The sequence below is a fragment of the Halomonas sp. genome, assembly GCF_031581305.1.
Lineage (GTDB): Bacteria > Pseudomonadota > Gammaproteobacteria > Pseudomonadales > Halomonadaceae > Halomonas.
The window spans coordinates 1-23,987 of the sequence record NZ_JAVLBC010000020.1; the positions used below are offsets into that span (position 1 = coordinate 1).

21 protein-coding genes and 2 pseudogenes are annotated in these 23,987 nt (G+C 67.0%); 17 read left to right on the forward strand and 6 right to left on the reverse strand.

The genetic code is table 11. The annotated features are described in order from the left end of the window. Positions 1-646 (reverse strand): annotated as a pseudogene (locus RI841_RS03270) (DUF349 domain-containing protein); the annotation flags it as partial. Between the two features lie 256 nt (positions 647-902). On the opposite strand from RI841_RS03270, the gene minC reads away from it, so the two are divergent. From minC to sbcB, 4 genes are all read left to right on the forward strand, one after another. Then, on the forward strand, positions 903-1,679 hold the full coding sequence (minC, locus tag RI841_RS03275) for a septum site-determining protein MinC (RefSeq protein ID WP_310704153.1): 777 nt from the start codon (positions 903-905) through the stop codon (positions 1,677-1,679). Between the two features lie 71 nt (positions 1,680-1,750). Further along, positions 1,751-2,569, forward strand: coding sequence for a septum site-determining protein MinD (gene minD / locus RI841_RS03280; protein WP_310704154.1), 819 nt, complete (start codon positions 1,751-1,753; stop codon positions 2,567-2,569). After that, positions 2,566-2,817, forward strand: coding sequence for a cell division topological specificity factor MinE (gene minE / locus RI841_RS03285; RefSeq protein WP_040184914.1), 252 nt, complete (start codon positions 2,566-2,568; stop codon positions 2,815-2,817). The genes minD and minE overlap by 4 nt, the downstream gene beginning before the upstream one ends. A 97-nt stretch (positions 2,818-2,914) precedes the next feature. After that, positions 2,915-4,402, forward strand: coding sequence for an exodeoxyribonuclease I (sbcB, locus tag RI841_RS03290; RefSeq protein ID WP_310704155.1), 1,488 nt, complete (start codon positions 2,915-2,917; stop codon positions 4,400-4,402). Positions 4,403-4,555: 153 nt separating this feature from the next. Here the strand turns inward: sbcB and RI841_RS03295 are convergent, their stop codons facing one another. Both RI841_RS03295 and RI841_RS03300 read right to left on the reverse strand, forming a co-directional pair. Next, a complete protein-coding gene (locus RI841_RS03295; protein WP_310704156.1) occupies positions 4,556-7,408 on the reverse strand; it encodes an insulinase family protein in 2,853 nt (950 codons plus the stop codon). Then, positions 7,408-8,094 carry an SOS response-associated peptidase gene (locus RI841_RS03300; RefSeq protein ID WP_310704157.1) on the reverse strand — a complete coding sequence of 229 codons (687 nt, stop codon included), beginning with the start codon at positions 8,092-8,094 and terminating at the stop codon, positions 7,408-7,410. Before RI841_RS03300 ends, RI841_RS03295 begins: the two co-directional genes overlap by 1 nt. 192 nt (positions 8,095-8,286) lie before the next feature. On the opposite strand from RI841_RS03300, the gene RI841_RS03305 reads away from it, so the two are divergent. Both RI841_RS03305 and RI841_RS03310 read left to right on the forward strand, forming a co-directional pair. Then, positions 8,287-8,904 carry a TetR-like C-terminal domain-containing protein gene (locus RI841_RS03305; protein WP_310704158.1) on the forward strand — a complete coding sequence of 206 codons (618 nt, stop codon included), beginning with the start codon at positions 8,287-8,289 and terminating at the stop codon, positions 8,902-8,904. Then, positions 8,904-9,605 carry a 1-acyl-sn-glycerol-3-phosphate acyltransferase gene (locus RI841_RS03310; RefSeq protein WP_310704159.1) on the forward strand — a complete coding sequence of 234 codons (702 nt, stop codon included), beginning with the start codon at positions 8,904-8,906 and terminating at the stop codon, positions 9,603-9,605. Before RI841_RS03305 ends, RI841_RS03310 begins: the two co-directional genes overlap by 1 nt. Positions 9,606-9,608: 3 nt before the next feature. Here the strand turns inward: RI841_RS03310 and RI841_RS03315 are convergent, their stop codons facing one another. Beyond that, the gene (locus tag RI841_RS03315; RefSeq protein ID WP_310704160.1) at positions 9,609-10,892 is read right to left on the reverse strand and encodes an HlyC/CorC family transporter; all 1,284 of its coding nucleotides are present in this window, start codon (positions 10,890-10,892) and stop codon (positions 9,609-9,611) included. A gap of 76 nt (positions 10,893-10,968) precedes the next feature. Then, entirely contained in the window at positions 10,969-11,769 is an 801-nt protein-coding gene (locus RI841_RS03320) for a cytochrome c biogenesis protein CcsA (protein ID WP_310704161.1), read from the reverse strand. Between the two features lie 224 nt (positions 11,770-11,993). On the opposite strand from RI841_RS03320, the gene ffh reads away from it, so the two are divergent. From ffh to RI841_RS03375, 11 genes are all read left to right on the forward strand, one after another. Further along, on the forward strand, positions 11,994-13,421 hold the full coding sequence (ffh, locus tag RI841_RS03325; protein WP_310704162.1) for a signal recognition particle protein: 1,428 nt from the start codon (positions 11,994-11,996) through the stop codon (positions 13,419-13,421). Positions 13,422-13,649: 228 nt separating this feature from the next. Beyond that, a complete protein-coding gene (rpsP, locus tag RI841_RS03330) occupies positions 13,650-13,898 on the forward strand; it encodes a 30S ribosomal protein S16 (protein WP_310704163.1) in 249 nt (82 codons plus the stop codon). 40 nt (positions 13,899-13,938) lie between these two features. After that, the gene (rimM, locus tag RI841_RS03335) at positions 13,939-14,490 is read left to right on the forward strand and encodes a ribosome maturation factor RimM (protein WP_310704164.1); all 552 of its coding nucleotides are present in this window, start codon (positions 13,939-13,941) and stop codon (positions 14,488-14,490) included. 29 nt (positions 14,491-14,519) lie between these two features. Further along, positions 14,520-15,281 carry a tRNA (guanosine(37)-N1)-methyltransferase TrmD gene (gene trmD, locus RI841_RS03340; protein WP_310704171.1) on the forward strand — a complete coding sequence of 254 codons (762 nt, stop codon included), beginning with the start codon at positions 14,520-14,522 and terminating at the stop codon, positions 15,279-15,281. A 161-nt stretch (positions 15,282-15,442) separates the two neighbouring features. Then, positions 15,443-15,799, forward strand: a complete 357-nt coding sequence (rplS, locus tag RI841_RS03345) for a 50S ribosomal protein L19 (protein WP_310704165.1) — start codon at positions 15,443-15,445, stop codon at positions 15,797-15,799. Positions 15,800-15,919: 120 nt separating this feature from the next. After that, a complete protein-coding gene (gene xerD / locus RI841_RS03350; RefSeq protein ID WP_310704166.1) occupies positions 15,920-16,822 on the forward strand; it encodes a site-specific tyrosine recombinase XerD in 903 nt (300 codons plus the stop codon). 3 nt (positions 16,823-16,825) lie between these two features. After that, complete coding sequence (locus RI841_RS03355; RefSeq protein ID WP_310704167.1) at positions 16,826-17,566, forward strand: DsbC family protein; 741 nt, start codon at positions 16,826-16,828, stop codon at positions 17,564-17,566. An 85-nt stretch (positions 17,567-17,651) separates the two neighbouring features. Beyond that, positions 17,652-18,968: a homoserine dehydrogenase gene (locus tag RI841_RS03360; RefSeq protein WP_310704172.1), complete on the forward strand. Its 1,317-nt coding sequence runs from the start codon at positions 17,652-17,654 to the stop codon at positions 18,966-18,968. A gap of 241 nt (positions 18,969-19,209) precedes the next feature. Next, complete coding sequence (gene thrC, locus RI841_RS03365) at positions 19,210-20,598, forward strand: threonine synthase (RefSeq protein WP_310704168.1); 1,389 nt, start codon at positions 19,210-19,212, stop codon at positions 20,596-20,598. Positions 20,599-21,016: 418 nt separating this feature from the next. After that, positions 21,017-22,822: a DHHA1 domain-containing protein gene (locus RI841_RS03370; RefSeq protein WP_310704169.1), complete on the forward strand. Its 1,806-nt coding sequence runs from the start codon at positions 21,017-21,019 to the stop codon at positions 22,820-22,822. Positions 22,823-22,973: 151 nt separating this feature from the next. Continuing rightward, complete coding sequence (locus tag RI841_RS03375) at positions 22,974-23,591, forward strand: YitT family protein (protein ID WP_310704170.1); 618 nt, start codon at positions 22,974-22,976, stop codon at positions 23,589-23,591. 96 nt (positions 23,592-23,687) lie between these two features. On the opposite strand, the pseudogene copA reads toward RI841_RS03375, so the two are convergent. Then, positions 23,688-23,987: pseudogene (gene copA / locus RI841_RS03380) on the reverse strand (Cu+ exporting ATPase); the annotation flags it as partial.

The following is a 23,987-nucleotide window of genomic DNA, read 5'->3' on the forward strand; positions in this document are numbered from 1 at the left end:
ATCCGGAGTTCGCTTTCCTGCCCCGTAAATTCAAGGTGGCGGTGAACGCCTCTGCCCGGGCGGCCGCCAGGGAGGCGGCGTCGGCCCGGATCCGGTTGAGGCGTTCACGCGCCTTGCGGGCTACCTGTCGGTCTCGGCGCGCCTCGTGGACCAGCCGGGAGAGCCCCGCCTCGCTCTCGACCCGGGCGGCGGCGGCATGCCGTACGGCGGCGATGCCGTTGTCGCAGGCCTGGCGGATCAGGTCCTCTTCCGCCTCGAGGCGGGCCAGGGCGGCGAGGCGCAGCTGCTGGTTATCGCCCTGCAGGGCCAGCGTGTTGAGCAGCTGGGAGTCTTCGAGTTGCTGCACCAGGGCAATGCGCGTCGGCAGGTCGTGATGGCCGCGGCGACCGGCGAGCAGGGCCACCAGCTGACGTTGCAGCTCCGGGGAACTGGTGCCCCCCTGGGACAGGGCCAGCAGGCGCTCGGGATCCTCCAGGCGGGCCAGGGCCGCGTCGCGCACTCCGGGCTCGGGGTCGGTGGCGAGCTGTTCCAGGGCACGGCACTGGTCATCGCGGGACGGATCGAGACGGGCCACCGCCTGGCGGCGGACCTCGGGGGCCGGGTGCTTCCAGCGCGGGGCGAACAGGCGACGAAGGAGTCCAGACATGGGGCATCCTGAAAAAGGAGCGCGCCCCGACGGGGCGCAGAAGAGTCATTATTGTTGGCGGCAATGGCGCAATGCCGGGATAGAGAATATCTAAGCACGTGCCGAGCCTGCAGAAAAGGCCAACCGATGGGGAAGTGTGGCCGCCAGGAGACACTGACAACGGTCCCTCATGATCGTATGATCGGTTGCAGGGGCGCAGCCACTCGCTTAGCTTTGAGGCTGTACCCCCGATCATCACCCGACGTGGAGTTCGGCAATGAGTCTCAAAGTGGACAGGGACAGCATGGCATTCACCTTCAAGGGGGGGATGCTGCCGATGACGGTCATGGAACTGACCAGCGCCGATCCCGAGCGCATCCGCGAACAGCTGGCGGGCAAGCTCAGTCAGTCGCCGGCCTTCTTCCAGCATACCCCGGTCGTTCTCAACGTCGAGAAGCTCGATGAGCCGCACCTGGCGCTGGAGCGCATCTGTGCGGTATGTCGAGCCCATAAGCTGCTGCCGGTGGCGGTGCGCGGCGGGCCCGACCCGGTCAAGCAGTCGGCCTGGGCCCTGGGGTTGGGCTGGTTTCCGCCCCAGGAGGTCTCGCGTCCGCGCCCCTTGGAGAGCGTCGCCGCTGACGGCGATGCCGAGGTGGTCGAGCCGGTAGAACCGTCAGAGCCGATCAGTGAGACCGTGACACCCGACGCGCTGCCTGGCACCACGGTGGGGGGGCGTATCTACCGTGGCACAGTGCGCTCCGGCCAGCAGGTGACTGCCCCCGAGGGTGACCTGGTGGTGGTGGGAGCGGTCAATGCCGGCGCCGAGGTGCTCGCCGCCGGCAGCGTGCATGTCTACGGTGCCCTGCGCGGACGTGCCCTCGCCGGGATTCATGGGGACCCCCAGGCCGGCATCTTCTGTCGTGAACTGCATGCCGAGCTGCTCTCGGTCGCCGGTAACTACAAGCGCCTCGAGGACATCGACCCGCGCCTGCTGGGCACTCCCGTGCAGGTCCGGCTGAGCGACGACCAGCTCGGCATCACGTCGCTGGCCTGATTCGGCCACCATTGCGACCGCAGCGCCTGCATCTGCTTTCCCTTTTATCATCACAAGACAGGATGTGACACTTGGCCAAGATCATCGTAGTGACCTCCGGCAAGGGTGGGGTCGGCAAGACAACCAGCGCAGCGGCCATCGCCACAGGGCTGGCGCTGCGTGGCAAGAAGACCGTGGTTATCGACTTCGACGTGGGGCTGCGCAACCTCGACCTGATCATGGGCTGCGAGCGCCGCGTGGTCTACGACCTGGTCAATGTGATCCAGGGCGAGGCGGGGCTGAATCAGGCGCTGATCCGCGACAAGCGGGTCGACAACCTGCATATCCTGCCGGCCTCCCAGACCCGCGACAAGGAGGCCTTGACCCAGGAGGGCGTCGAGAAGGTGCTCGATACCCTTAGCAAGGACTTCGACTTCATCATCTGCGATTCCCCGGCGGGTATCGAGCGTGGCGCCCAACTGGCCATGTACTTCGCCGATGCGGCGATCGTGGTGACCAACCCCGAAGTTTCCTCGGTGCGTGACTCCGACCGTATCCTCGGCTTGCTGGCCGCCAAGACCCGGCGCGCCGAGCGCGGCGAGGATCCGATTCAGGAGCACCTGCTGATCACCCGCTATAACCCGAGTCGGGTCGACCTGGGTGACATGCTCAACCTGGAGGATATCCGCGAGATCCTGGCCATCGACCTGCTAGGCCTGATTCCGGAATCGGAGGCGGTGCTGCGGGCGTCCAACCAAGGGGTACCGGTCACCCATGATGACGACAGCGATGCCGGCCAGGCCTATGCTGACACCGTGGCCCGCTTGCTGGGCGAGGAGGTGCCGCTGCGCTTCCACGAATACCAGAAGAAGAGCCTGTTGAGCCGCATGTTTGGAGGAGTCCGCCGGTGAAGTTGCTCGATTTCCTGAAGCGAGAGCGCAAGAAGTCCGCGTCGGTCGCCAAGGAGCGGCTGCAGATCATCGTGGCCCATCAGCGTACCCAGCGGGGGCAGCCGGACTACATGCCGCTGCTGGAGAAGGAGCTGCTGGAAGTGATCCGCCGCTACGTGCAGATCGATGATGACGCGGTGAACATCACTCTCGACAGCGAGGACAACTGCTCGGTGCTGGAGCTCAATGTGACCCTGCCCAAGTCCTGAACAGACAGTCCTGGGCGACAGCCCGGCGGCTGAGTCGTCCACGGGGCTGTGCTAGGCTGGGGGCCGTGAACCCACGCCCTCCGGAGAGCTCCCGCCCATGGCGCAGTCCCCCGCCCCGCAGTCCTTCCTGTGGCACGACTACGAGACTTTTGGTGCCGACCCGCGTCGCGACCGGCCCTCCCAGTTCGCGGCCATTCGCACCGATTCCGACCTCAACGAGGTCGGCGAGCCTCTCGAGCTCTTCTGCAAGCCGGCCGATGACTTCCTGCCCCACCCTCAGGCCTGCCTGATCACCGGCATCACGCCCCAGCAGGCCCGTCGCCGCGGCCTGCCCGAGGGTGAGTTCGCCGGCGTGGTCGAGGCAGCCATGAGCGAGCCGGGTACCTGTGCCCTGGGCTACAATAGCCTGCGCTTCGATGACGAGGTGAGTCGCCACCTCTTCTACCGCAACCTGCTTGACCCCTACGCCCGGGAGTGGCAGAACGGCAACTCGCGCTGGGATTTGATCGACGTGGTACGTGCCTTTCATGCCCTGCGCCCCGAGGGCATCGAGTGGCCGACGCGCGACGATGGCGCACCGAGCTTCAAGCTGGAGCACCTGACGGCCGCCAACGGCATCGCCCATGCGGGGGCCCATGATGCCCTGGCCGATGTTCGCGCCACCATCGCCCTGGCGAAGCTGCTGCGGGAGCGCAATGGCAAGCTCTTCGACTACCTGCTGGGGCTGCGCGGGAAGCGTGCGGTCGCTCGCCAGCTGGATCTGCCCGGGCGCAAGCCGGTATTGCATATCTCGCGGCGTTACCCGGCCAGTCGTGGCTGCAGTGCCCTGGTGATGCCGCTGGCCGAGCACCCCTCCAACCCCAGTGGCGTGATCGTCTTCGACCTCTCCATGGATCCGGCCCCGCTGCTGGAGCTCACCCCGGAGCAGATCCGCGAGCGGGTCTTCGTCAGCAACGATGACCTGGCGGAGGGGGCCGAGCGCATTCCGCTGAAGGTGATCCACCTCAACAAGTGCCCGGTGCTGTTCCCGACGAGCGCCCTCAAGGATGTGGAAGGGCCACACAAGGGTGAGTACGGCGCGATCGTCGAGCGCCTGGGGCTGGACCTGGCCGCCTGCCGGGCACACTGGAAGCTGCTGTCGAGTCGCCCGGAGTTGGCTTCCCGGGTCGCCGAGGTATTCGCCGCGCCGCATCCCGAGCCGCCGCATGACCCGGACCTGATGCTGTATGCCGGTGGCTTCTTCTCGCCGGCGGATCGCCAGCAGATGCAGCGGGTGCGCGAGACCGATCCCTGGGACCTGGTGGGGGCGCGCTTCGCCTTCCAGGATCCGCGCCTCGAAGAGATGTTGTTCCGCTACCGGGCCCGCAGCTATCCGGAGACGCTGGAGAGCGAGGAGCAGGCACGCTGGGAGGCCTTCCGCTGGGAGCGCATGAACGATCCGGCCGTCGCCAACCTGACCCTCAAGGAGTTTGCCCGGGAGATCGAGCGGCTCAATGGCGTCTCGCTCTCCGACCGTGACCGGCAGATCCTCGAGGAGCTGGTGATGCACGTGGAGGCGATCATGCCGCCCCAGGCCTTCGACTAGCGGACCGCGAGGTCCGATGGCCGAGCCGTAGGCCCGGTAAGCGCCAGCGCACCGGGCGTCGCGAAGGCGCCGTTGTCACGCCGGATGCGCCTTCGGCTTATCCAGCCTACGCGAGACCTTCAGCCTCCCATCGCGCAGAGCCGGGCTTACCACTCACTCCTCGTCAGGCAGCGGTTCCAACTGGCGACTCAGGGCGAGTACGTCACTGGGCTCGTCACCCGGGTCGAAGCTGACCCGCGCCACGGCGGCCTTGCGCAGGGCCGGCCAGCCCTCACGCAGTTCCTCGGCCGTCACGGCCAGGGCCTTTTCGGCGAGGCGGTGGTGGCGGTCGAAGTCGGTGTCACCGTAGGCGAGCGCGCGCCATAGGCGATTGGTGCGTCCCGAGAGGCTGGTGTCGCGCTGCATCAGCTCGTCGTGCACGGCCTGGCGATAGGGGGCCAGGTCCTCATCGTCAAGTGCCGCGAGTCGCCCGGCGAAGTCGTCCAGGAAGACATCGATGCGAGCCTGGATCGCCTCGCTTGCGGTGTCGGGAGACTGCACGAGCAGGCTGATGCCCGGCGCATCCAGCATCGGCGAGTAGCCGGCATTGACCACATAGCCGAGCTGCTCCTCGGTGCGCAGGCGCTGGTAGAAGGGGGTCTCCAGCAGCTGGCCCAGCACCGCCAAGCGCGCCTGGCTGTCAAGCGAGCGGTCGGGACCCTGCAGGTAGCGCAGCACCAGTGACTCCTCCCGGGTGGTGGCCGGCGTCAGCGCGGGTAGCTCTTCCGCCTGCAGGGGGATGAGATCCGGGATCTCGTCTTTCGCGAGGGAGGGAGAGAGCGCCTCGGCGACCCGCCGGGCCTCGCGCTCGGCGAGCGCGGCGTCGAGGTTGCCCACGGCCATGGCCTCCAGGCGCAGGTCAGCCAGGAAGCGCTCACGAAAGTCGCGCAGGTCCTCCACGTCGAGCTCGCGGCTGGCCTCGAGCAGCGCGTCGGTGGGCCACTGCGGACGCACCAGGGCCTCGGCCAGGGTGCGATGAGCTTGCCGGTAGAGGGCGTCCTGGGGGGCGTTGCGCCATTCGCGCTGCAGGCGATAGAGCACCCGATCGACGCTTGCTGCGTCAATTTCGCCCTCCTGTAGCTGGGCGAGGACCCGGGCGATCAGCCGGTCCTGGCGGTCCCGCCATCCGGAGAACGACAGGGTGATGCCCCGGGCGTGGGCATAGGCCTCGAACTCATGGCCGGCCAGGCGTGCCGGGTAGAGCGTCTCGTTGAGGCTGTCGCCGAGCCAGCCGGCGAGCAGCCGGGAGAGCGCCGCCTCGCGGGCCTCCTGGCTGGCGGCGGGGTGCTGGAGGCTGAAGCGCCACTCCACCTTGGGGGTGTCGAAGGTGGTATCCGCCTTGTGCCAGAGCGTGAAGCCCGGCGCCTCGATGCGTTTAACGGGCACCTCGTCCTGGCCGTTGAGCAGTTCGAGGTCCTCGGCGATATAGGGGTTGGGTTCGGGCAGGGCGAGGCCTGCCAGTGGCTCGGCCTCGCCTGTCGCCTCGACCTCGCGCCAGGGGGCGTCGAACCAGGGCGAGACCTTCTCGCCCTTCACCTCGGGGCCGCTGTAGAGTCGCAGCAGCCTGTCGGGCCGCAGTTTGTCGAGCCAGCGCTTGATCAGGTCGCGATCGAAGCCTTCCATGAGGTAGGGGGCGACGTTGACGTCTTCCAGCGGGTAGCGCGACAGGTTCATGGCCAGACGCATGGCATCGCCCTGCGGTGAACCGTGCTGCTGGAAGCGGAACTGCTGGTCGGCCAGGCGGGTCTGCTCCTCGTAGCGCCAGGCCTCCAGGCCCGAACGGCGGATCTGCTCGATGGTGGCCAGCAGGCTTTGCTGGATGCGGTCGAGCTGCTGTGCGCCATCCGGGGTCAGGCTGATGTCGATGGCGAACAGCGCATGGCGACCGTCGTCGCGCGTTACGCCAGCGGAGAGCCCGTCGGCCCAGCCCGCCTCGCGAAGTACCGCCAGCAGGCTGCCTTCCCCCTCGTGACCCAGCAGATGGGCCAGATAGTCAGCCGGCTTGTGGCGATAGGCCTGCTGGGGGTCGGGTACCGGGAACAGGAAGCTGACGCGCTGGCTGTCGCGCACCGACTGCATCTCGGCAGCGCGCGGTAGCGACGAGGCATCCACCAGGGGCGTGTCGATGACCGGGCGGGACAAGCCGCGATCCGGGACCTCGGCGAAGCGCTCGGTGACCATGGCCTCCAGCTCATCGAGAGGCTGGGGAGCGACCACGGCCAGATGCATCACGTTGGCCCCGTAGTGGTCCTCGTAGAAGCGGATCACGCGTTGGCGCAGGCTCGGCTCGCCCTCGGGGCGGTCGGCCAGGGTCTCGCGACTGCCCACCGAAAAGCCGGTGGTGGGGTGGTCGGGGTTGAGCAGTTGATTGAGCACGTCCTGGGCACGGCGCCCGTCGTCGCGAATACGGGCCTGGTATTCGGAGTGCACCACGTTGCGTTCGCTCTCCAGGCGGTCGGCATTGAAGAGTGGCGCGACGAAAAAGCGGCTGAAGCGGTCCAGGGCACCCGGCAGGGCATCGGGCTCGATATCGAAGAAGTAGTTGGTGTCGTGGGGGGCGGTGAAGGCGTTGTGGCTGCCTCCATGGCGCGATAGATAGGCCTGGTAGGCATCCGACTCCGGGTAGGCATCGGTGCCCAGGAACAGCATGTGCTCGAGGAAGTGGGCCAGGCCGGCCAGATCTTCCGGGTTTTGAGCGCTTCCCACGCCGACATTGAGCGAGGCGCCGGCTTGGTCGGCCTGTGGATCGCTGACCAGCAGCACGCTCAGACCGTTGTCGAGGGTCAAGGCGCGATAGTCGCGGTCATCGTGGGGGCTGACCCGCGGCGAGACGACCTTGTCCACGGCGGTCGTTGGCTCGGGCGTCTCGGCATGGGCGGTCAGGCCCGTCACCAGGGCCACGGCCATGGCGAGCCAGACGAGCAGGCGGGCCGGTCGTTGGAAGGGGGCAGGCAAGGGCTGTGTCATTATCGCTCCTGGGGGACGGGTTGGCGCAGCATGGGCCCGGTGGGATGGGCGCAGGCCGGATCCTGGTTGGCGGGATTATTCACTCGTCTTGATACCGGAAAGGCGCCCAAGAGTTCCCCGGGTGCGGGCGAGAGCATCGCCTGTGCCTTGGCCAGCGGAGTCTGTGGGTCGAGCCAGCGCCGGGCGTCCTCGGGGTTGATCACCGCCGGTAGCCGGTCGGTAAACGGGGCGAGTAGCCCCTCCGTGGGTACCGTGATCAGCGCCATGGAATCATTGTACTCGCTCAAGGTGGTATGGAAACGGCACCAGAGCCCCGCCAGCAGGAGCGGGCCCCGGTCGACGCGAGTCACCAGGAAGGGCTGCTTGAAGCGCGGTTGTGGCTTCCAGACGAAGATGCCGCTGGCCGGTACCAGACAGCGGCGCGCGCCGAAGGCCTCGCGGAACATGGGGCGGGCCGTCAGCGCCTCGGCCCGCGCACAGTGGGGGGCATGGTCGAGCACCTTCAGCCAGGGGGGCGTGAGTCCCCAGAACGCGTTCACGAGGCGCAGCCGGCCCCCCTCCAGACGCAGTATCGACAGAGGGCGACGCGGGGCCAGATTGGCGCCGGTGATCAGGGTGGTCTCGGCGACCAGGTCGGGAAGCAGGCGCTCGAGCTCGAGGGGGGCGATGTGCAGACGGCCGGCCATGGGGTCTCCCGGGTGGTGGGGCGTCAGGGTAACCAACTCGACCTGGCGAGAAAAGCGGCGAATGTGCGGCGATGCAGTCGCCGGCGTGCATCGCCTTCCGTGTGGGATATCCTGTCGAAAACAGTGTTCGATGAGAGTATCCTAGTGGCCCGGCCCGCGATGTCCGTCACTATATTTCCTGCGAGGAACCCGATGGCCCGTCCCAGACAGCATGCCCCCGAGGCTCTCCATGCTCAGGTCATGGCCGCATGCGATGCCTGGCTGCAGGAGCATCCGGCCCACACGCTGTCGCTGCGTGCCCTCGCGCGGGAAGTCGGCTGCGCACCGAGCACCCTGCTCAAGCTCTATGGAAGCTTTGGCAACCTGCTGCAGCACGTCAACATCGAGACCCTGGCTCGGCTGCGGGGTGTGATCGAGCCGCTGCTCGACGACCTCGCCCCCGAGCAGCGGCTCAAGGCGTTGGCGAGGGCTTACTGGCAGTTCGCTCGTCAGGATCCCTACCGCTGGCAGCTGCTGTTCGACTATCCCCTGGCCCAGGAGGGGGAGCTGGACCAGCGCCAGAACGAGATGATCGAGGGCCTTTTCCTGCGCGTGGAGGCGACCCTCAAGGAGTACCAGCCGGCACTGGATGACCTGGAGGCGCAGCGGCTGAGTCGCACCCTCTGGGGCAGCGTCCATGGCCTGGTGCAGCTTGGGCTCAATGAGCGCCTCGGGCACTGGCAGGGTGAGCCGCTGGAGGTGGGCGAACTGCTCGACCAACTGCTCTCGACTATCCTGGCTGGCCTCAGGCAAGCGCCCGGCGTGACGTGATGCCCTCCTGGCTGTGGTGGGTCACGGGTCTGGCGGTGGTGGCGGGGAGCTGGCGAGTGGCCAGCGCGCCTCGCCCCTGCCTGCGTTGGCTGGTCTTCCTGCTGGTTCACCTCCTCTACCGGCTGCGCTTCCGCGGTCGACACCACATTCCCCCACGTGGCCCGGCTATTGTCGTCTGCAACCACGTCAGCTTCATGGATGCCCTGGTGGTGGGCGGGGCAAGCCCGCGGCCGCTGCGCTTCCTGATGGACAAGCCGGTCTATGAGTCGCCTTGGCTCAACTGGTTGTTCCGCCTGGTAGGGACCATTCCCGTAGAGTCCGGCCGTCGCGATCCGGGCAGCGTGCGTCATGCGCTGGTCGAGGTCAGTCGCGCACTGCGCCAGGGGGAGGTGGTGATGGTGTTTCCCGAAGGCCGCCTGACCCCGGATGGTGAGGTGCACCCCTTCCGGCGCGGGCTCGAGTTGATCCTGGCCCGGGATGTGGTGCCGGTGGTGCCCGCTGGCCTGGCCGGTCTGTGGGGCTCCTGGACCTCGCACGAGGGCGGCAAGGCACTGAGTAGGCCGCCTCGGCGCTTCCGGGCGCGGGTGGCCCTGTTCTTCGGTGAGCCCGTGCCGGCTGGCGAGACGAGCCGATGCAACGTCGAGGCCCGGGTGCGGGCACTCAAGGCCGAGGCCGACGCCTGGGTTGACCCCGGGAGCTAGGAGTCAGCCGCGGCGCGGAGGACGTCGCACCGGCTGCCAGCAGCGGGCTGCGGTGATCAGGTTGTCGCGGACCTCGAGGATCTCCATGCGCACGTTGTCGATCTGCAGGCAGGCCGGCCCGTCGGGGAAGGACTCCAGATGTTCAAGGATCACCCCGTTGAGGGTCTTGGGACCATCCGTGGGCAACTGCCATCCCAGGGCCTTGTTGATGTCGCGGATGTTGGCGGTGCCGTCAATCACCTGGCTGCCGTCATCTTGCTGGTGGATCTCCTGGTTCAGGCCCGCCACGTCGGTGGTGAACTCGCCGACGATCTCCTCGAGAATGTCCTCCAGGGTCACCAGCCCTTCCACGTCACCGTACTCGTCCACCACGATGCCGATGCGTCGCTTCTGGTTCTGGAAGTTGAGCAACTGGGTGTGCAGCGGTGTGGACTCGGGAATGAAGTAGGGCTCGCGGGCCTCCTGGACGATGGCGGCCTTGGTCACCTCGCCGCGGGACAGGAAGCGCGCCGCGTTGCGCAGGTGGAGCATGCCGATGATGTTGTTGATGTCGCCCTTGTAGACCGGTACCCGGGTGTGCTGGCTGGTACGGATGTGGGCGAGGATCTCTTCCAGGTCGTCATCCAGGTCGAGGCCCATCACTTCATGGCGCGGTACCATGATGTCGTTCACGGTAACGTTCTCGAGGTCGAGGATCGACAGCAGCATCGCCTGGTGGCGGCGCGGAATCAGGGTGCCGGCCTCGTGCACCACAGTGCGTAGCTCGTCGCGTGTCAGGTTGTCGGCGCCCCCGTCGATGTTCTTGACCCCCAGCAGGCGCAGCAGGCCATTGGAAATGGCGTTGACCAGCCATACCAGCGGGTAGAGCAGCTTGAGCAGCGGCTCGAGCACCAGCGAGGCGGGGTAGGCGATGCGCTCCGGCTTGACCGCCGCATAGGTCTTGGGGCTCACCTCGGCGAAGATCAGGATGACGATGGTGAGGATCAGCGGAGCGATGGCCGGGCCGGTGACTTCGCCGAAAAAATGGATGGCGACCACCGTGGCGATCGCCGCGGCCAGGTTGTTGACCAGGTTGTTGCCGATCAGGATCACGCCGATCAGCCGATCGGGGCGGGCCAGCAGGCGTAGTACGCGCTGGGCGGCGCGCTCACCGCTGTTCGCCTGGTGACTCAGGCGATAGCGGTTGATCGACATCATCCCGGTCTCGGAGCTGGAGAAGAAGGCGGAAAGACAGACGAGCAGGAACAGCAGGCCGAACAGCAGTCCCAGCGGGAAGTCGTCACTCAAGTCGAAGGGTCCTCAAAGGCGTATCAGGCTCGAGTTGTAGGGGGTCGGTCATCCGGTGTCAAGGCGCGTGCCTGCGTCAGCTGCGGTTGAGCAGGATCTCCAGTACGAACTTGCTGCCGAAGTAGGCCATCAGCAGCACCAGGCAGCCTCCCAGGGTCCAGCGTACCGCCCGCATGCCTCGCCAGCCCAGCCGATGGTGGCTGAACAGCAGGGTGGCGAAGATCACCCAGGCGGCCAGCGAAAGGACCGACTTGTGGACCAGGTGCTGGGCAAACATGTTGTCGAGGAACAGGAAGCCGCTGACGATCGACAGGGTCAGGAGGATCATGCCCGCCCATATCAGCTCGAAGAGGATCCGCTCCATCGTGGTCAGCGGCGGCAGCGACTGGACCACGCCGCGGATATGGTGGTGGCGCAGCGCCTGGTTCTGGACGCCGAGCAGTACCGCCTGGATGGCGGCGATGGCCAGCAGCGCGAAGGCCAGTGCGGAACTCAGGGCGTGCAGGGCGATGCCCGGCGTCATGCCGGTCCCCCGTTCGGGGCTCGGCAGGCCGACGGCCAGCAGCAGCGTCAGGCCGGCCAGTGGCAGCAGGCCGGTGGCGATGTTGAGGACCGGCTTGACGAGGCTTGCCGCCAGCAGCACCAGGACGGCCAGGCCGCTGGCCAGCACAGCGCTGGTGGAGAGTCCGGGCAGCAAGGAGTCGCCGCGGGCCAGCAGGTTGGCCGCCAGGGGCAGGTGACAGAGCAGGCCGAGCACGGCCAGACTGCGCACCAGTATGTCGCGTGGCGGCACCCGCCTGATCAGGGCCAGCCCCTGCCAGGAGGCGGCCCCGAGATAGAAGATGAAGGCCATGACGGCAAGTGATAGCGGCTGCATCGTTCGCTGTCCGTGCGCCTTCGCCAGCGCCTGATGGTATGGAAACAAGCCACTACTATACCGAATCCGCCCGGCCGCGCACAGCGCGGCGGCGTGTCGCGCAGCGGCGGGAATGCCCCCATGCATGGAGACTGGCGGCCACAGAGCGTATAATTTTCGATCACTGCAGGGAGCCCTCGGCCAGTGCCGAGTCGGCTCTCCGGCCATCGTTAGTGGAGAGGCCCATGTTCCAGAATCTCAGCGAGCGTCTGTCGCAGACGCTCAAGTCGATCAAGGGTCAGGCGCGCCTGACCGAGGACAACGTCAAGGACACCCTGCGGGAGGTGCGCCGGGCGCTGCTTGAGGCCGATGTGGCCCTGCCGGTGGTGAAGGCATTCATTGACCGCGTGCGCGAGCGTGCCGTGGGGCAGGAGGTCTCCCAGAGCCTCTCCCCGGGACAGCAGTTCGTCAAGATCGTCCAGCAGGAGCTCGAGGCGATCATGGGCGAGGCCAACGAGGGGTTGACCCTCAAGGGCACCCCGGCCGTGGTGTTGATGGCTGGCCTGCAGGGCGCGGGCAAGACGACCTCGGTGGCCAAGTTGGCGCGCTACCTGCGCGAGCGGGAGAAGAAGAAGGTGTTGGTGGTCTCCGCCGACGTCTACCGCCCGGCGGCCATTGACCAGCTCGAGACCCTGGCCAGCGAGGTCGAGGTCGACTTCTTCCCGTCGCGCTCCGACCAGCAGCCCGTCGATATCGCCGAGGCGGCGATCAAGCATGCCCGGATCCAGTTTCATGACGTGGTAATTGTCGATACCGCCGGTCGCCTGGCCATCGACGAGGCGATGATGGCCGAGATCCAGGCGCTGCATAAGGCCGTGGTGCCCGACGAGACGCTGTTCGTCGTCGATGCCATGACGGGCCAGGATGCCGCCAACACCGCCAAGGCCTTCCACGAGGCGCTGCCACTGACCGGGGTGATCCTCACCAAGGCTGACGGCGACGCCCGCGGCGGTGCGGCGCTCTCGGTGCGTCACATTACTGGCAAGCCGATCAAGTTCATGGGCGTGGGCGAGAAGGTTGATGCTCTCGAGCCCTTTCATCCGGACCGCGTGGCCTCGCGCATCCTCGGCATGGGTGACGTGCTGTCGCTGATCGAGGAGGCCGAGCGCACCGTCGACAAGAACAAGGCCGAGCAGCTGGCCAAGAAGGTCAAGAAGGGGCAGGGTTTCGACCTTGAGGACTTCCGTGACCAGCTTCAGCAGCTCAAGAAGATGGGGGGTATGGGCGGCCTGATGGGCAAGCTGCCGGGGATGGGCCAGATGGCCGAGATGGCCCAGGGTCCCGGTCCCGAAAAGGAGATGGGCAAGCTCGAGGCGCTGATCAACTCCATGACGCCCCAGGAGCGGCGCAAGCCCGAGATCATCAACGGCTCGCGCAAGCGCCGTATCGCCGCCGGTGCCGGCCTGCAGGTGCCGGACCTGAACCGCTTGCTCAAGCAGCACAAGCAGATGCAGAAGATGATGAAGAAGGCGGGCAAGAAGGGCGGCATGCAGAAGATGATGCGTGGTATGTCCGGCATGATGGGCGGTGGTGGCCCGGGTGGCCCGGGTGGCCCGGGTGGCCCGGGTGGGATGGGCGGCATGGGCGGTCCCGGCGGTATGCCGTGGCGCTGAGCCGGCCCGTCGCGGACCAGTTCCTGCAAAAAGGTTTCCAATTCGGGCGGTTTTCCGTAGAATATTGCGTCTTCACTGGCAGGACCGCGATCGGCGCGGCCATCGTCGTGACCGAATGACCCGAAGCCGGGCCGTCGGCCCGCTTCCCGTAGCAGATCGTCGAGGGCCAGCCGGGTATCGGCACCTCGGCCGAAACATCCGAAACTTTAACTGAAGGATAGTCAACGCATGGTTACCATTCGTCTGGCACGTGGTGGCGCCAAGAAGCGTCCCTTCTACCACCTCACCGTGACCGATTCCCGCAAGTCCCGCGATGGCCGCTTCATCGAGCGCCTGGGCTTCTTCAACCCCGTGGCTCGTGGCCAGGAAGAGCGCCTGCGCCTCGACCTGGAGCGTATCAGCCACTGGCAGAGCCAGGGGGCACAGCTCTCCGCTCGCGTCGCCGAGCTGGTCAAGGAAGCCCGCAAGCAGGCCTGAAGGGTCTGACTTGCCTGCTGTAACGGTCCAGGGGTCGTCGATGAGCGAATACGCGCAAGCGCAGCCCGCCGACGATTATGTGGTGCTGGGCAAGTTGACCAGCCCCTACGGTGTCAAGGGCTGGCTCAAGGTCTATTCGCATACCAGCCCCATGGAGGGCATCCTCGACTACCCGTCCTGGGTGCTGCGCCGGGGTGCGACGTTGACCCGCGTGGACGTCGCCCAAGGGCGTCGCCATGGCAAGGGTCTGGTGGCCCGGCTCGAGGGCGTCGACAGCCGCGAGGCGGCCGAGGCCCTGGCCAGCGCCGAGATTCTGCTGCCCAAGGCCGAACTGCCCGAGCTGACGGGCGATGATTTCTACTGGCACGAGCTGGAAGGTTTGCGGGTGGTGACCCGTGATGGTGCCGTGCTCGGCCGGATCGACTATCTGTTCGAGACCGGCGCCAATGACGTCATGGTCGTAAAGGGTGGACTCGAGGCCGATGCCATCGACGACCGCGAGCGCCTGCTGCCGTTTCTGCCCGAGGAGGTCATCCTCGAGGTGGATCTCGAGGGTGGCGTGATGACGGTTGACTGGGACCCCGACTTCTGATGGTCGAGGGTTCCGACGGGCAATCGGCGATGTGGATCGGCGTCGTCTCGCTGTTTCCCGAGATGTTCGAAGCGATCACTCGCCATGGCGTCACGGGCAGGGCGGTGGAGAAGGGGCGCATCGCGCTCGAGTTCTGGAACCCCCGGGACTATGCCACCGACCGGCATCGTACCGTGGATGATCGCCCATATGGCGGCGGCCCGGGCATGCTGATGAAGGTCGACACCCTGCGTTCGGCCATCCATGCCGCTCGTGAGCGGGCCGAGGCGGCGACCGGGACACGGGCGAAGGTCATCTACCTGTCGCCCCAGGGCCGTTGCCTGGATCAGCAGGGTGTGCAGGAGCTGGCGTCGGGCTCACCCCTGGTGGTGGTGGCCGGGCGCTACGAAGGCATCGATGAGCGGGTAGTGGAAGCCGACATCGATGAGGAGTGGTCGATCGGCGACTATGTGCTCAGCGGCGGTGAGCTGCCGGCCATGGTGCTGATCGATGCCGCGGCAAGGCTGGTGCCTGGGGTGCTGGGCCATCAGGATTCCGCGGTCGAGGACTCCTTCAACGACGGACTGCTGGACTGTCCGCACTACACGCGCCCGGAGGAGGTCGACGGGCGACGGGTGCCGGATGTTCTGCTCAGCGGCCACCATGGCGCCATTCGGCGCTGGCGGCTCAAGCAGTCCCTGGGACGGACCTGGCTCAGGCGTCCCGACCTGCTGGAAGGCAGGGCGTTGAGTGCCGAGCAGCGCGAGCTGCTCGAGGAGTTCATCGAAGACTACGCGCTGTCCACGAGGTAGGTCAGGGCGGAGGTGCAGGACGCCACGGCCTCATGGCGGGCCAGGCGGACCTGTGTCACCAACGGCATTCCCGCGCTCTCGAGTTCGACTCGGGCGCCGGGATCACGATTCGCCGGCGACCCAAGCCGACCGGCAAATCAGGTTATCAAGGAGTCAATGTCATGAGTAGCAAGAGCAAGGTGATCCAGGCGCTCGAGAGCGAGCAGATGAGCAAGGAAGTCCCGGCCTTCGCCCCCGGCGATACCGTGGTCGTCCAGGTCAAGGTCAAGGAAGGCTCTCGCGAGCGTCTCCAGGCCTTCGAAGGCGTGGTCATCGGCAAGCGCAACCGTGGCCTGAACTCGGCCTTCACAGTGCGCAAGATCTCCCACGGTGTCGGCGTCGAGCGGACCTTCCAGACCTACAGCCCGCTGGTCGACTCCATTGCGGTCAAGCGTCGCGGTGACGTGCGCCAGGCCAAGCTGTACTACCTCCGCGAGCGCAGCGGCAAGTCTGCCCGTATCAAGGAAAAGCTGGCCTGAGGCAGCCGCCTCTGCCGGTTCGTGGTGTCGGGGGCCCCAGGCTCCCGCACCTCTCGCGAAACCCCGTCACCGCTACCGCGGGGCGGGGTTTCGTGCCGCCGGGAGATTGCCGGGAGCCGTATGGAAACCACCATGGATGCGGGCACGCTGGTCGACGCCTTCCTCGACGGCCTGTGGCTGGAGCGGGGGGCGAGCGCCAATACTCTGGCCGCCTATCGTCACGACCTGAGCGCCTGGCAGGCGCGCCTCGAGGGCGTCGACCAGCGGCTGCTGGCGCCGGCCGGCGGGGTGCTGCCGGCCTGGCTCGACGAGCGTCGTGAGGCCGGTTACAGCCTGCGCAGCAATGCCCGGCTGCTCTCCAGCCTGCGGGGGTTCTACCGCTGGGCGCTGGCAGAAGGGCTCGTCGACCAGGACCCGCTGGCCGAGGTGCGGCTTCCCCGGGTGCGCCCCTCGCTTCCCGACACCCTGGAGGAGCGGGAGGTGGAGCGCCTGCTCGCGGCGCCGGACCTCACCACCGACCTGGGCTTGCGTGACCGGGCGATGCTCGAGGTCCTCTACGGGGCCGGGCTGCGCGTCAGCGAGCTGGTCGGGCTGACCACCGACGCGGTCAACCTGCGCCAGGGCGTGGTCCGGGTGAGGGGCAAGGGCGACAAGGAGCGCCTGGTGCCGCTGGGCGAGGAGGCCGTGGCGTGGCTGTCGCGCTATCTGCGCAGTGCCCGGGGCGCCCTGATGGCCGATATCACTCGGCCGGCGCTGTTTCCCGGGCGCGGCGATCGCTGCCTGACGCGCCAGGCCTTCTGGCACCGCATCAAGGCCCATGCGCGTGCCGCCGGCATTGATCGGCCGCTGTCGCCGCACACCCTGCGCCACGCCTTTGCCACCCATCTGTTGAATCATGGGGCGAACCTGCGTGTCGTACAGCTGCTGCTCGGTCACAGCGACCTCTCGACCACGCAGATCTATACCCATGTGGCGCAGGCGCGGCTGGAAGCCCTGCACGCCGACCATCATCCTCGAGGCTGACTCATGAGACGATCGACCCTTATCCTCGGCGGCGGACTGCTCGCCGCCTCCCTGGCCCTGCTGCCCACCGCCCAGGCCGACCCGGCCGAACAGCTGGCCGAGACCCTCAGGGTCAACGGCCAGGCCATGTCCGTGGAGCGGGTGCGCGAGACGCCGCTGGACGGTTTCTTCGAGGTCAAGCTGGAGAGCGGCGAGACCTTCTACAGCAATGCCGACGGGAGCCACTTCCTCGTTGGCGACCTCTACGAGAACGGCGAGGCTGGCCTGGTCAACCTCACCGAGCAGGGGCGCAACGCCGAGCGCAGCAGTCGTCTCGCCGCGGTGCCGGAGAGCGAGCGGGTGGTCTTCCGCGGTACCGGCGAGTCGCGCGCCACCCTGGTAGTCTTCACCGACACCACCTGCCCCTACTGCCGGCAGCTCCACGAGGAGGTGCCGCGCCTCAACGAGTTGGGCATCGAGGTGCACTATCTGGCCTTCCCGCGCAGCGGCCTGGGCTCCCCGGGGGGCAGGGAGCTGCAGCAGGTGTGGTGCGCCGACAACCCGGCGGAGGCCATGTCCGCGGCCAAGCGCGAGGAAGCGCTGTCGGGTGCCGCCGACTGCGACAATCCGGTCGAGGAACAGTATCATCTGGGCATGGAGCTCGGCGTCCAGGGCACGCCGGCCATCGTGCTGCCCGACGGCCGCCTGGTGCCCGGTTATGTGCCGGCAGAGCGCCTGGCCGCCATGCTCGGTCTGAACGAGTGATGACCGACGTCGACGAATGTCGGCACAGCGGGCCTGGACAGGCCCGATCCACGCTGAGACACACGCCAGAACAAGGGGAATGACATTGAAACCGGTGAGAGTGGGAATCTGTGGCCTGGGGACCGTCGGTGGCGGAACCTTCAACGTGCTGACACGCAATGCCGACGACATCGCCCGGCGGGCGGGACGTCCGATCGTCATTGAGCAGGTCGCCTTTCGCAGCCTCAATCCCGAGTGCGACACCACCGGCATCCGGACCACCTCCGACGTCTTCGAGGTGGCCACCAACCCTGACATCGATGTGCTGGTCGAACTGATCGGCGGCTACGACGTCGCCCGTGAGCTGGTGCTCACCGCCATCGATCACGGCAAGCACGTGGTCACCGCCAACAAGGCGCTGATCGCCGTGCACGGCAACGAGATCTTCCGGGCCGCCCACGAGAAGGGTGTGATCGTGGCCTTCGAGGCGGCGGTGGCTGGCGGCATCCCGGTCATCAAGTCGTTGCGCGAGGGCCTGGGGGCTAACCGCATCGAGTGGGTGGCAGGCATCATCAACGGCACCGGCAACTACATCCTGACCCACATGCGCGACGAGGGGCGTGCCTTCGAGGACGTGCTCGCCGAGGCCCAGGCGCTGGGCTACGCCGAGGCCGACCCGACCTTCGACGTCGAGGGTATCGACGCCGCTCACAAGCTGACCATCCTCGCCTCCATCGCCTACGGCGTGCCGCTGCAGTTCGACAAGGCCTTCACCGAGGGCATCTCGCGCATCACCGCCGACGATGTGGAGCAGGCCGACAACCTGGGCTATATCATCAAGCACCTGGGTATCTCCAAGCGCACCGAGGCGGGCCTCGAGCTGCGCGTGCACCCGACCCTGATTCCCAAGGAACGGCTGCTGGCCAGCGTTCACGGCGTCAAGAACGCCATCGCCATCATGGGCGATGCCGTCGGCCCGACCCTCTACTACGGGGCCGGTGCCGGCGCCGAGCCCACCGCGTCCGCGGTGGTCGCCGACCTGCTTGACGTGGCGCGCGATATCGCCACCGACCACCACTACCGGGTGCCTTATCTGGCCTTCAGCGGCATCGGCGAGCAGGAGAGCGACCTGCCGATCATGCCCATGGAGGACATCATTACTGCCTACTACCTGAGGCTGCTGGCGGTGGACCGCCCTGGCGTGCTGGCGCGGGTGGCGACGATCCTCTCCGAGCAGGGCATCTCGATCGAGGCCTTGATCCAGAAGGAGGCGACCGAGGGCGAGCTGGTGCCGATCATCCTGCTGACCCATCGCACCCGCGAGAAGCAGATGAACGAGGCGATCCGCTTGATCGAGTCGTTGGCCGACATCGCCGGCCCCGTCAATCGTATCCGGGTAGAAAGCCTCGACGAGCAGGAGTAACCCGGGCCTCGCCCGGAGCTGTAAGCCGTAAGCTTGAAGCTGGAAAAGCAAACCAGCGGATACGGGAGAGCTTGTAGCTGCCTGGGGTGGTTGCCGCTATCTGTAGCGAGGGGTGTCGGGGACAAGCCGAAAAGGAGGTCCTATGCCAAGGATGGCATCGGTAGCGCCCAGGGATGGGTTTACAGCGCCTCCTTGCAGTCTTGTCGCCGGATCAGTCCCGAGCGAGTAAAGGAACCGAACGATGCGCTATATCAGTACTCGCGGGCAGGCGCCCGCGCTCTCCTTCGAGGAGGTCGTGCTCACCGGCATGGCCAGTGATGGCGGTCTCTACGTGCCTGAGACGATCCCCGCCCTGGGCCATGACGACCTGGCCGCCATGGCCGGGCTCTCCTATGCCGAGATCGCCTTCCGGGTCATGAAGCCCTACGTCAACGGCGAGATCGACGACGAGACCTTCCGGGGTATCGTTCGTGATGCCTACGCCACCTTCAGCCACGATGCCGTGGTACCGCTCAACCAGCTCGATGCCAACCACTTCCTGCTGGAACTGTTCCATGGCCCGACGCTGGCCTTCAAGGACGTGGCCCTGCAGCTCCTCGGCCGCATCCTCGACCACTTCCTGCAGAAGCGCGGTGAGCGGGCCGTCATCATGGGGGCCACCTCCGGCGATACCGGCTCGGCCGCCATCGAGGGCTGCCGCCACTGCGACAACCTCGATATCTTCATCCTGCACCCCCACAACCGGGTCTCGGAGGTGCAGCGCCGCCAGATGACCACGGTGCTGGCCGACAACGTCTTCAATGTCGCCATCGAGGGTAACTTCGATGACGCCCAGGCCATGGTCAAGGCGAGCTTCGCCGACCAAGGCTTCCTCGACGGCACTCGGCTGGTGGCAGTGAACTCCATCAACTGGGCGCGCATCATGGCTCAGATCGTCTACTACGTCGCCTCGGCCGTGGCGCTGGGGGCTCCCCACCGGGCGGTGAGTTTCTGCGTGCCCTCGGCCAACTTCGGCAACGTCTTCGCCGGGTACATGGCCAAGCGGATGGGGCTGCCGGTGACGCAGTTCATCATCGCCACCAACGCCAACGACATCCTGCACCGCACCCTGGCCGACAACGACTTCTCCAAGCAGGCGCTGGTGGCCACCCTGGCGCCCTCCATGGACATCGTGGTGTCATCCAACTTCGAGCGGCTGCTGTTCGAGGCCTACGAGCGCGACGGGGCGGCGGTGAAGGCCCTGCTCGAGCGCTTCCAGAGCGAGCCCTCGGCGCTGGCCGAGGCGCCGCTGGCCCGGCTGCGCGAGTCCTTCGCCAGCCACAGCGTGAGTGATGCCACCATCCTGGAGGTGATCCGCGACGCGCATCACCGTACCCAGGAGATCCTCGATCCGCACACCGCCACCGGCTACCGCGCCGCCGAGCAGGAACGTGCCGATGCCGCGACCCCGGTGATCACCCTGGCCACGGCCCACCCGGCCAAGTTCGCCGAGGCGGTGGTCAAGGCCGGCTTCCCGGGCGTGCCGCTGCCGCCGCACATGGACGACCTGCTGGAGCGCGAGGAGCGCTATACTGTGCTGCCCGCGGAGCTTTCCGCCGTGCAGCAGTTCGTTGTCGAGAACCGGCGCTAGAGCTGGAAGCTATAAGCCGTATGCCGTGTGCCGGAAGCTGGAAGCTGGAAGCTGGAAGCTGGGAGAAAACCCACCATCCGGAAAGTGTCGCCCCTCGTGGGAGAGTGTCACCCCCTGTGGGAGCGCAGATTTCTGCGCGAATGCGGTGTTTTAGGGCCAGGGTGGCCCCGCTATTCGCGAACTGAAGCCGGGGCGCCGGACCGTCGCTCCCACTGCCCGGCTTCGCCGGGAGCTGTAAGCTGTAAGAGCAGCTGTGGGAGCGCAGATTTTCTGCGCGAATGGCGCCGACAGGCGCGCGGAACAAGCCCACCGTCGCTTCGCGCCGGATCGCGCAGCAAGCTGCGCTCCAACAGGGGCGCCTCCGTCACGCCAAAGAGCGGCGAACGTTCTTCGTGTTTGTTACCTACAGGAGCCTTGCTTGGACGCTGTTAGCGACTCGATTGATCTTCACCAGCGCCTGAAGCCGCGTATCCAGCCCCGGCCCCGCGATGAGGCGCTCTATGCCCGTGCCCGCGAAGAGGGCCTGACCGAGCTTCAGGCCCGGGTGCTGGCGGGGCGGATCAAAGGCTACCAGGGCGAGCTGGCGCCGCTGATCTCGCCCAGCCTGCGCCACCTCGCCCATCCCGAGAAGCTCGCCGACGCACGACGTGCGGCCGAGCGCATCGCCCAGGCGGTGGTGGATGGCGAGCATATCGGCATACTCACCGACTACGACGTGGACGGTATCACCTCCCACGTGGTGATCCGGCGCACCCTGGTCGAGCTCTTCGGGGTGCCCGAGGCTCGCCTGCACAGCCTGATCGGCCACCGCATCCATGACGGCTACGGTATCAGCCTGCCGCTGGTGGAACGCACGCTCGCGCTCTCGCCGCGGCCGTCTGTGGTGATCACCGCCGACTGCGGCAGTAGTGACGAGCCGCGCATCGCCCGGCTCCGGGACGCCGGCATCGAGGTGGTGGTCAGCGACCACCACGCCCTGCCACAGGAGGGGCCACCGGCCTCGGCCTACGCTGTGGTCAATCCCACCCGCGACGATTGCGCCTACCCCGACCCGACCATCGCCGGCTGCATGGTGGCCTGGCTGACGATGTCGCTGGCCCGTAGCGTGCTGATCGAGTGGGGCGTGCTGCCCGGAGCCACGCCCAAGCTCTCGCCCTGGCTCTCCTACGTGGCGCTGGGCACGGTAGCCGACTGTGTCTCGCTGGGTGGCAGTGCGGTCAACCGCGCGGTAGTGACCCACGGCCTGGCGCTGATCAATCGCATGGAGGCCGCCTGTTGGCGAGCCATGGCCGAACGGCTGGGGGGCGACAGCGTGCCCTTCGACGCCGAGACCCTGGCCTTCCAGATGGGCCCGCGGATCAACGCTCGTTCGCGCCTCGATGATCCCTATGCGGCACTCCACTTCATGCTCGCGGCGGATGACGCCACGGCGGCGCGGCACCTGGAGACGCTGGATCAGGACAACCAGTCGCGCAAGGCGATCGAGGCCGAGATGACCGAGGAGGCCAAGGCCCTGGCCCTGCCGTCACTGACTGCCGATGAGCCCGCCATCGTCGTCTTCCTGGAAGATGGCCACCCGGGCGTGCAGGGCATCGTCGCCTCCCGGCTGGTCCAGGCCTTCGGCCGACCCGCCCTGGTACTGACGACGGCCTCGGCGCCCGGCATGCTCACCGGCTCCGGTCGCTCCATCGAGGGGCTGCACCTGCGCGACGCCCTGCAGCGGACCTTCGATCTGGCGCCCCAGGCGCTGCCACGCTTCGGCGGCCACCGCGGGGCTGCCGGCGTGGGGGTGCCGCGCGAGCAGTTGACGGCATTCCGTGTGGCCTTCCTGCAGGCGGTAGGCGAGCAGCTTGGCGATACCGAACTCTGTCCGCGGATCTTCACCGATGGCGAGTTGTCCCCTCATCAGCTCGGCCTCGCCACCCTGGACGAGCTCGGGCGGCTTGCGCCCTACGGTCGGGAGTTCGATGCCCCGCTGTTCCAGGGCGAGTTCCTGGTCGAGGCGCTGCGCCCGGTGGGGGCCGATGGCAGTCACCTGATGCTGGAGCTTTCCGCCGGGGCCGCGAGCCTGAAGGCGATCTGGTTCCGTGCCCTGACCCCCGGGGAGGTGCCAGCCTTCGGCGTCGGCGATCACCTGCGCTGTGCCTACAAGCTCAATCGCAACCGCTGGCGGGGACGCGAGAGTCTGCAGCTGATGATCGAGCACGCCGAGCGTGAACACTGATTTTCTGCTGCGCTCGATATCCTGGCCGCCGGAGGAACCTCACAATCCTCATTGAGCAGCCAGTCAACTCCGGTTGCTCCGCTCCGGCGGCAACCAGCCTCTCTTCGCTCGCGACGGAAATCAGCGCTTACGGACGCTCAAGGAGCACTTAATGGATTCCCAGGAACTGCCCACCGACCCTCATCGCCCCCATGAAGACGTGATGGCGATGCTGGTCGGCACGCTCTTCGTCGCCCTCGGCGTCAGCTTCTATACCCAGGCGATGCTGCTCACCGGCAGTACCGCGGGCCTGGCCTTCCTGCTGCAGTATGCCACCGGCTGGCGCTTCGGGGTCGGGTTCTTCCTGATCAACCTGCCGTTCTACTGGCTGGCCGTGCGTCGCATGGGCTGGAGCTTCACCCTGCGCACCTTCTTGGCCATCGGCCTGGTCTCGGTGTTTTCTGAGCTCACCGCCGACTGGATCCGCATCGAGTGGCTGCAGCCGCTCTATGCGGCCCTGATGGGCGGCAGCCTGATCGGCATCGGCATGCTGGTGCTGTTTCGCCACCGCACGAGTCTCGGTGGCATCAACATCCTGTCGCTCTTCCTGCAGGACCGCTACGGCTGGCGGGCGGGCTACGTTCAACTGGGCATCGACGCGCTCATCATGCTGGTCGCCCTGCTGGTGTTGCCGATGGAGCGGGTGGGGCTCTCCGTGCTGGGCGCGGTGGCACTCAACCTGATCATTGCGCTGAACCACAAGCCGGGGCGCTATATGGGTGTCAGCTAAGGCGCAACCGCCTAGGCGGCCCCACCTAGCCGGCCGCCCAGAACCACCAGGCGATCAGGGCGATCAGTGCCAGGCCGGCGAGATTGACGATCCAGCTCATGATTCGTCCTCCTTTTTCTCGGGGTTGCCCGTGTCATCGGCGCCGGTTTCGCTGGAAGGACGGAAGAGGCGCAGCCGGTTGGCATTGCTGACCACGGTGATCGAAGAGAGCGACATGGCGGCCCCGGCGATTATCGGCGAGAGCAGGGTACCGGTCATGGGGTAGAGCACCCCGGCGGCGATGGGAATGCCCAGGGTGTTGTAGCCGAAGGCGCCCACCAGGTTCTGCTTGATGTTGCGCAAGGTGGCTCGGCTGATCTCGATGGCGGCGGCCACGCCGTGCAGCGAGCCGCGCAC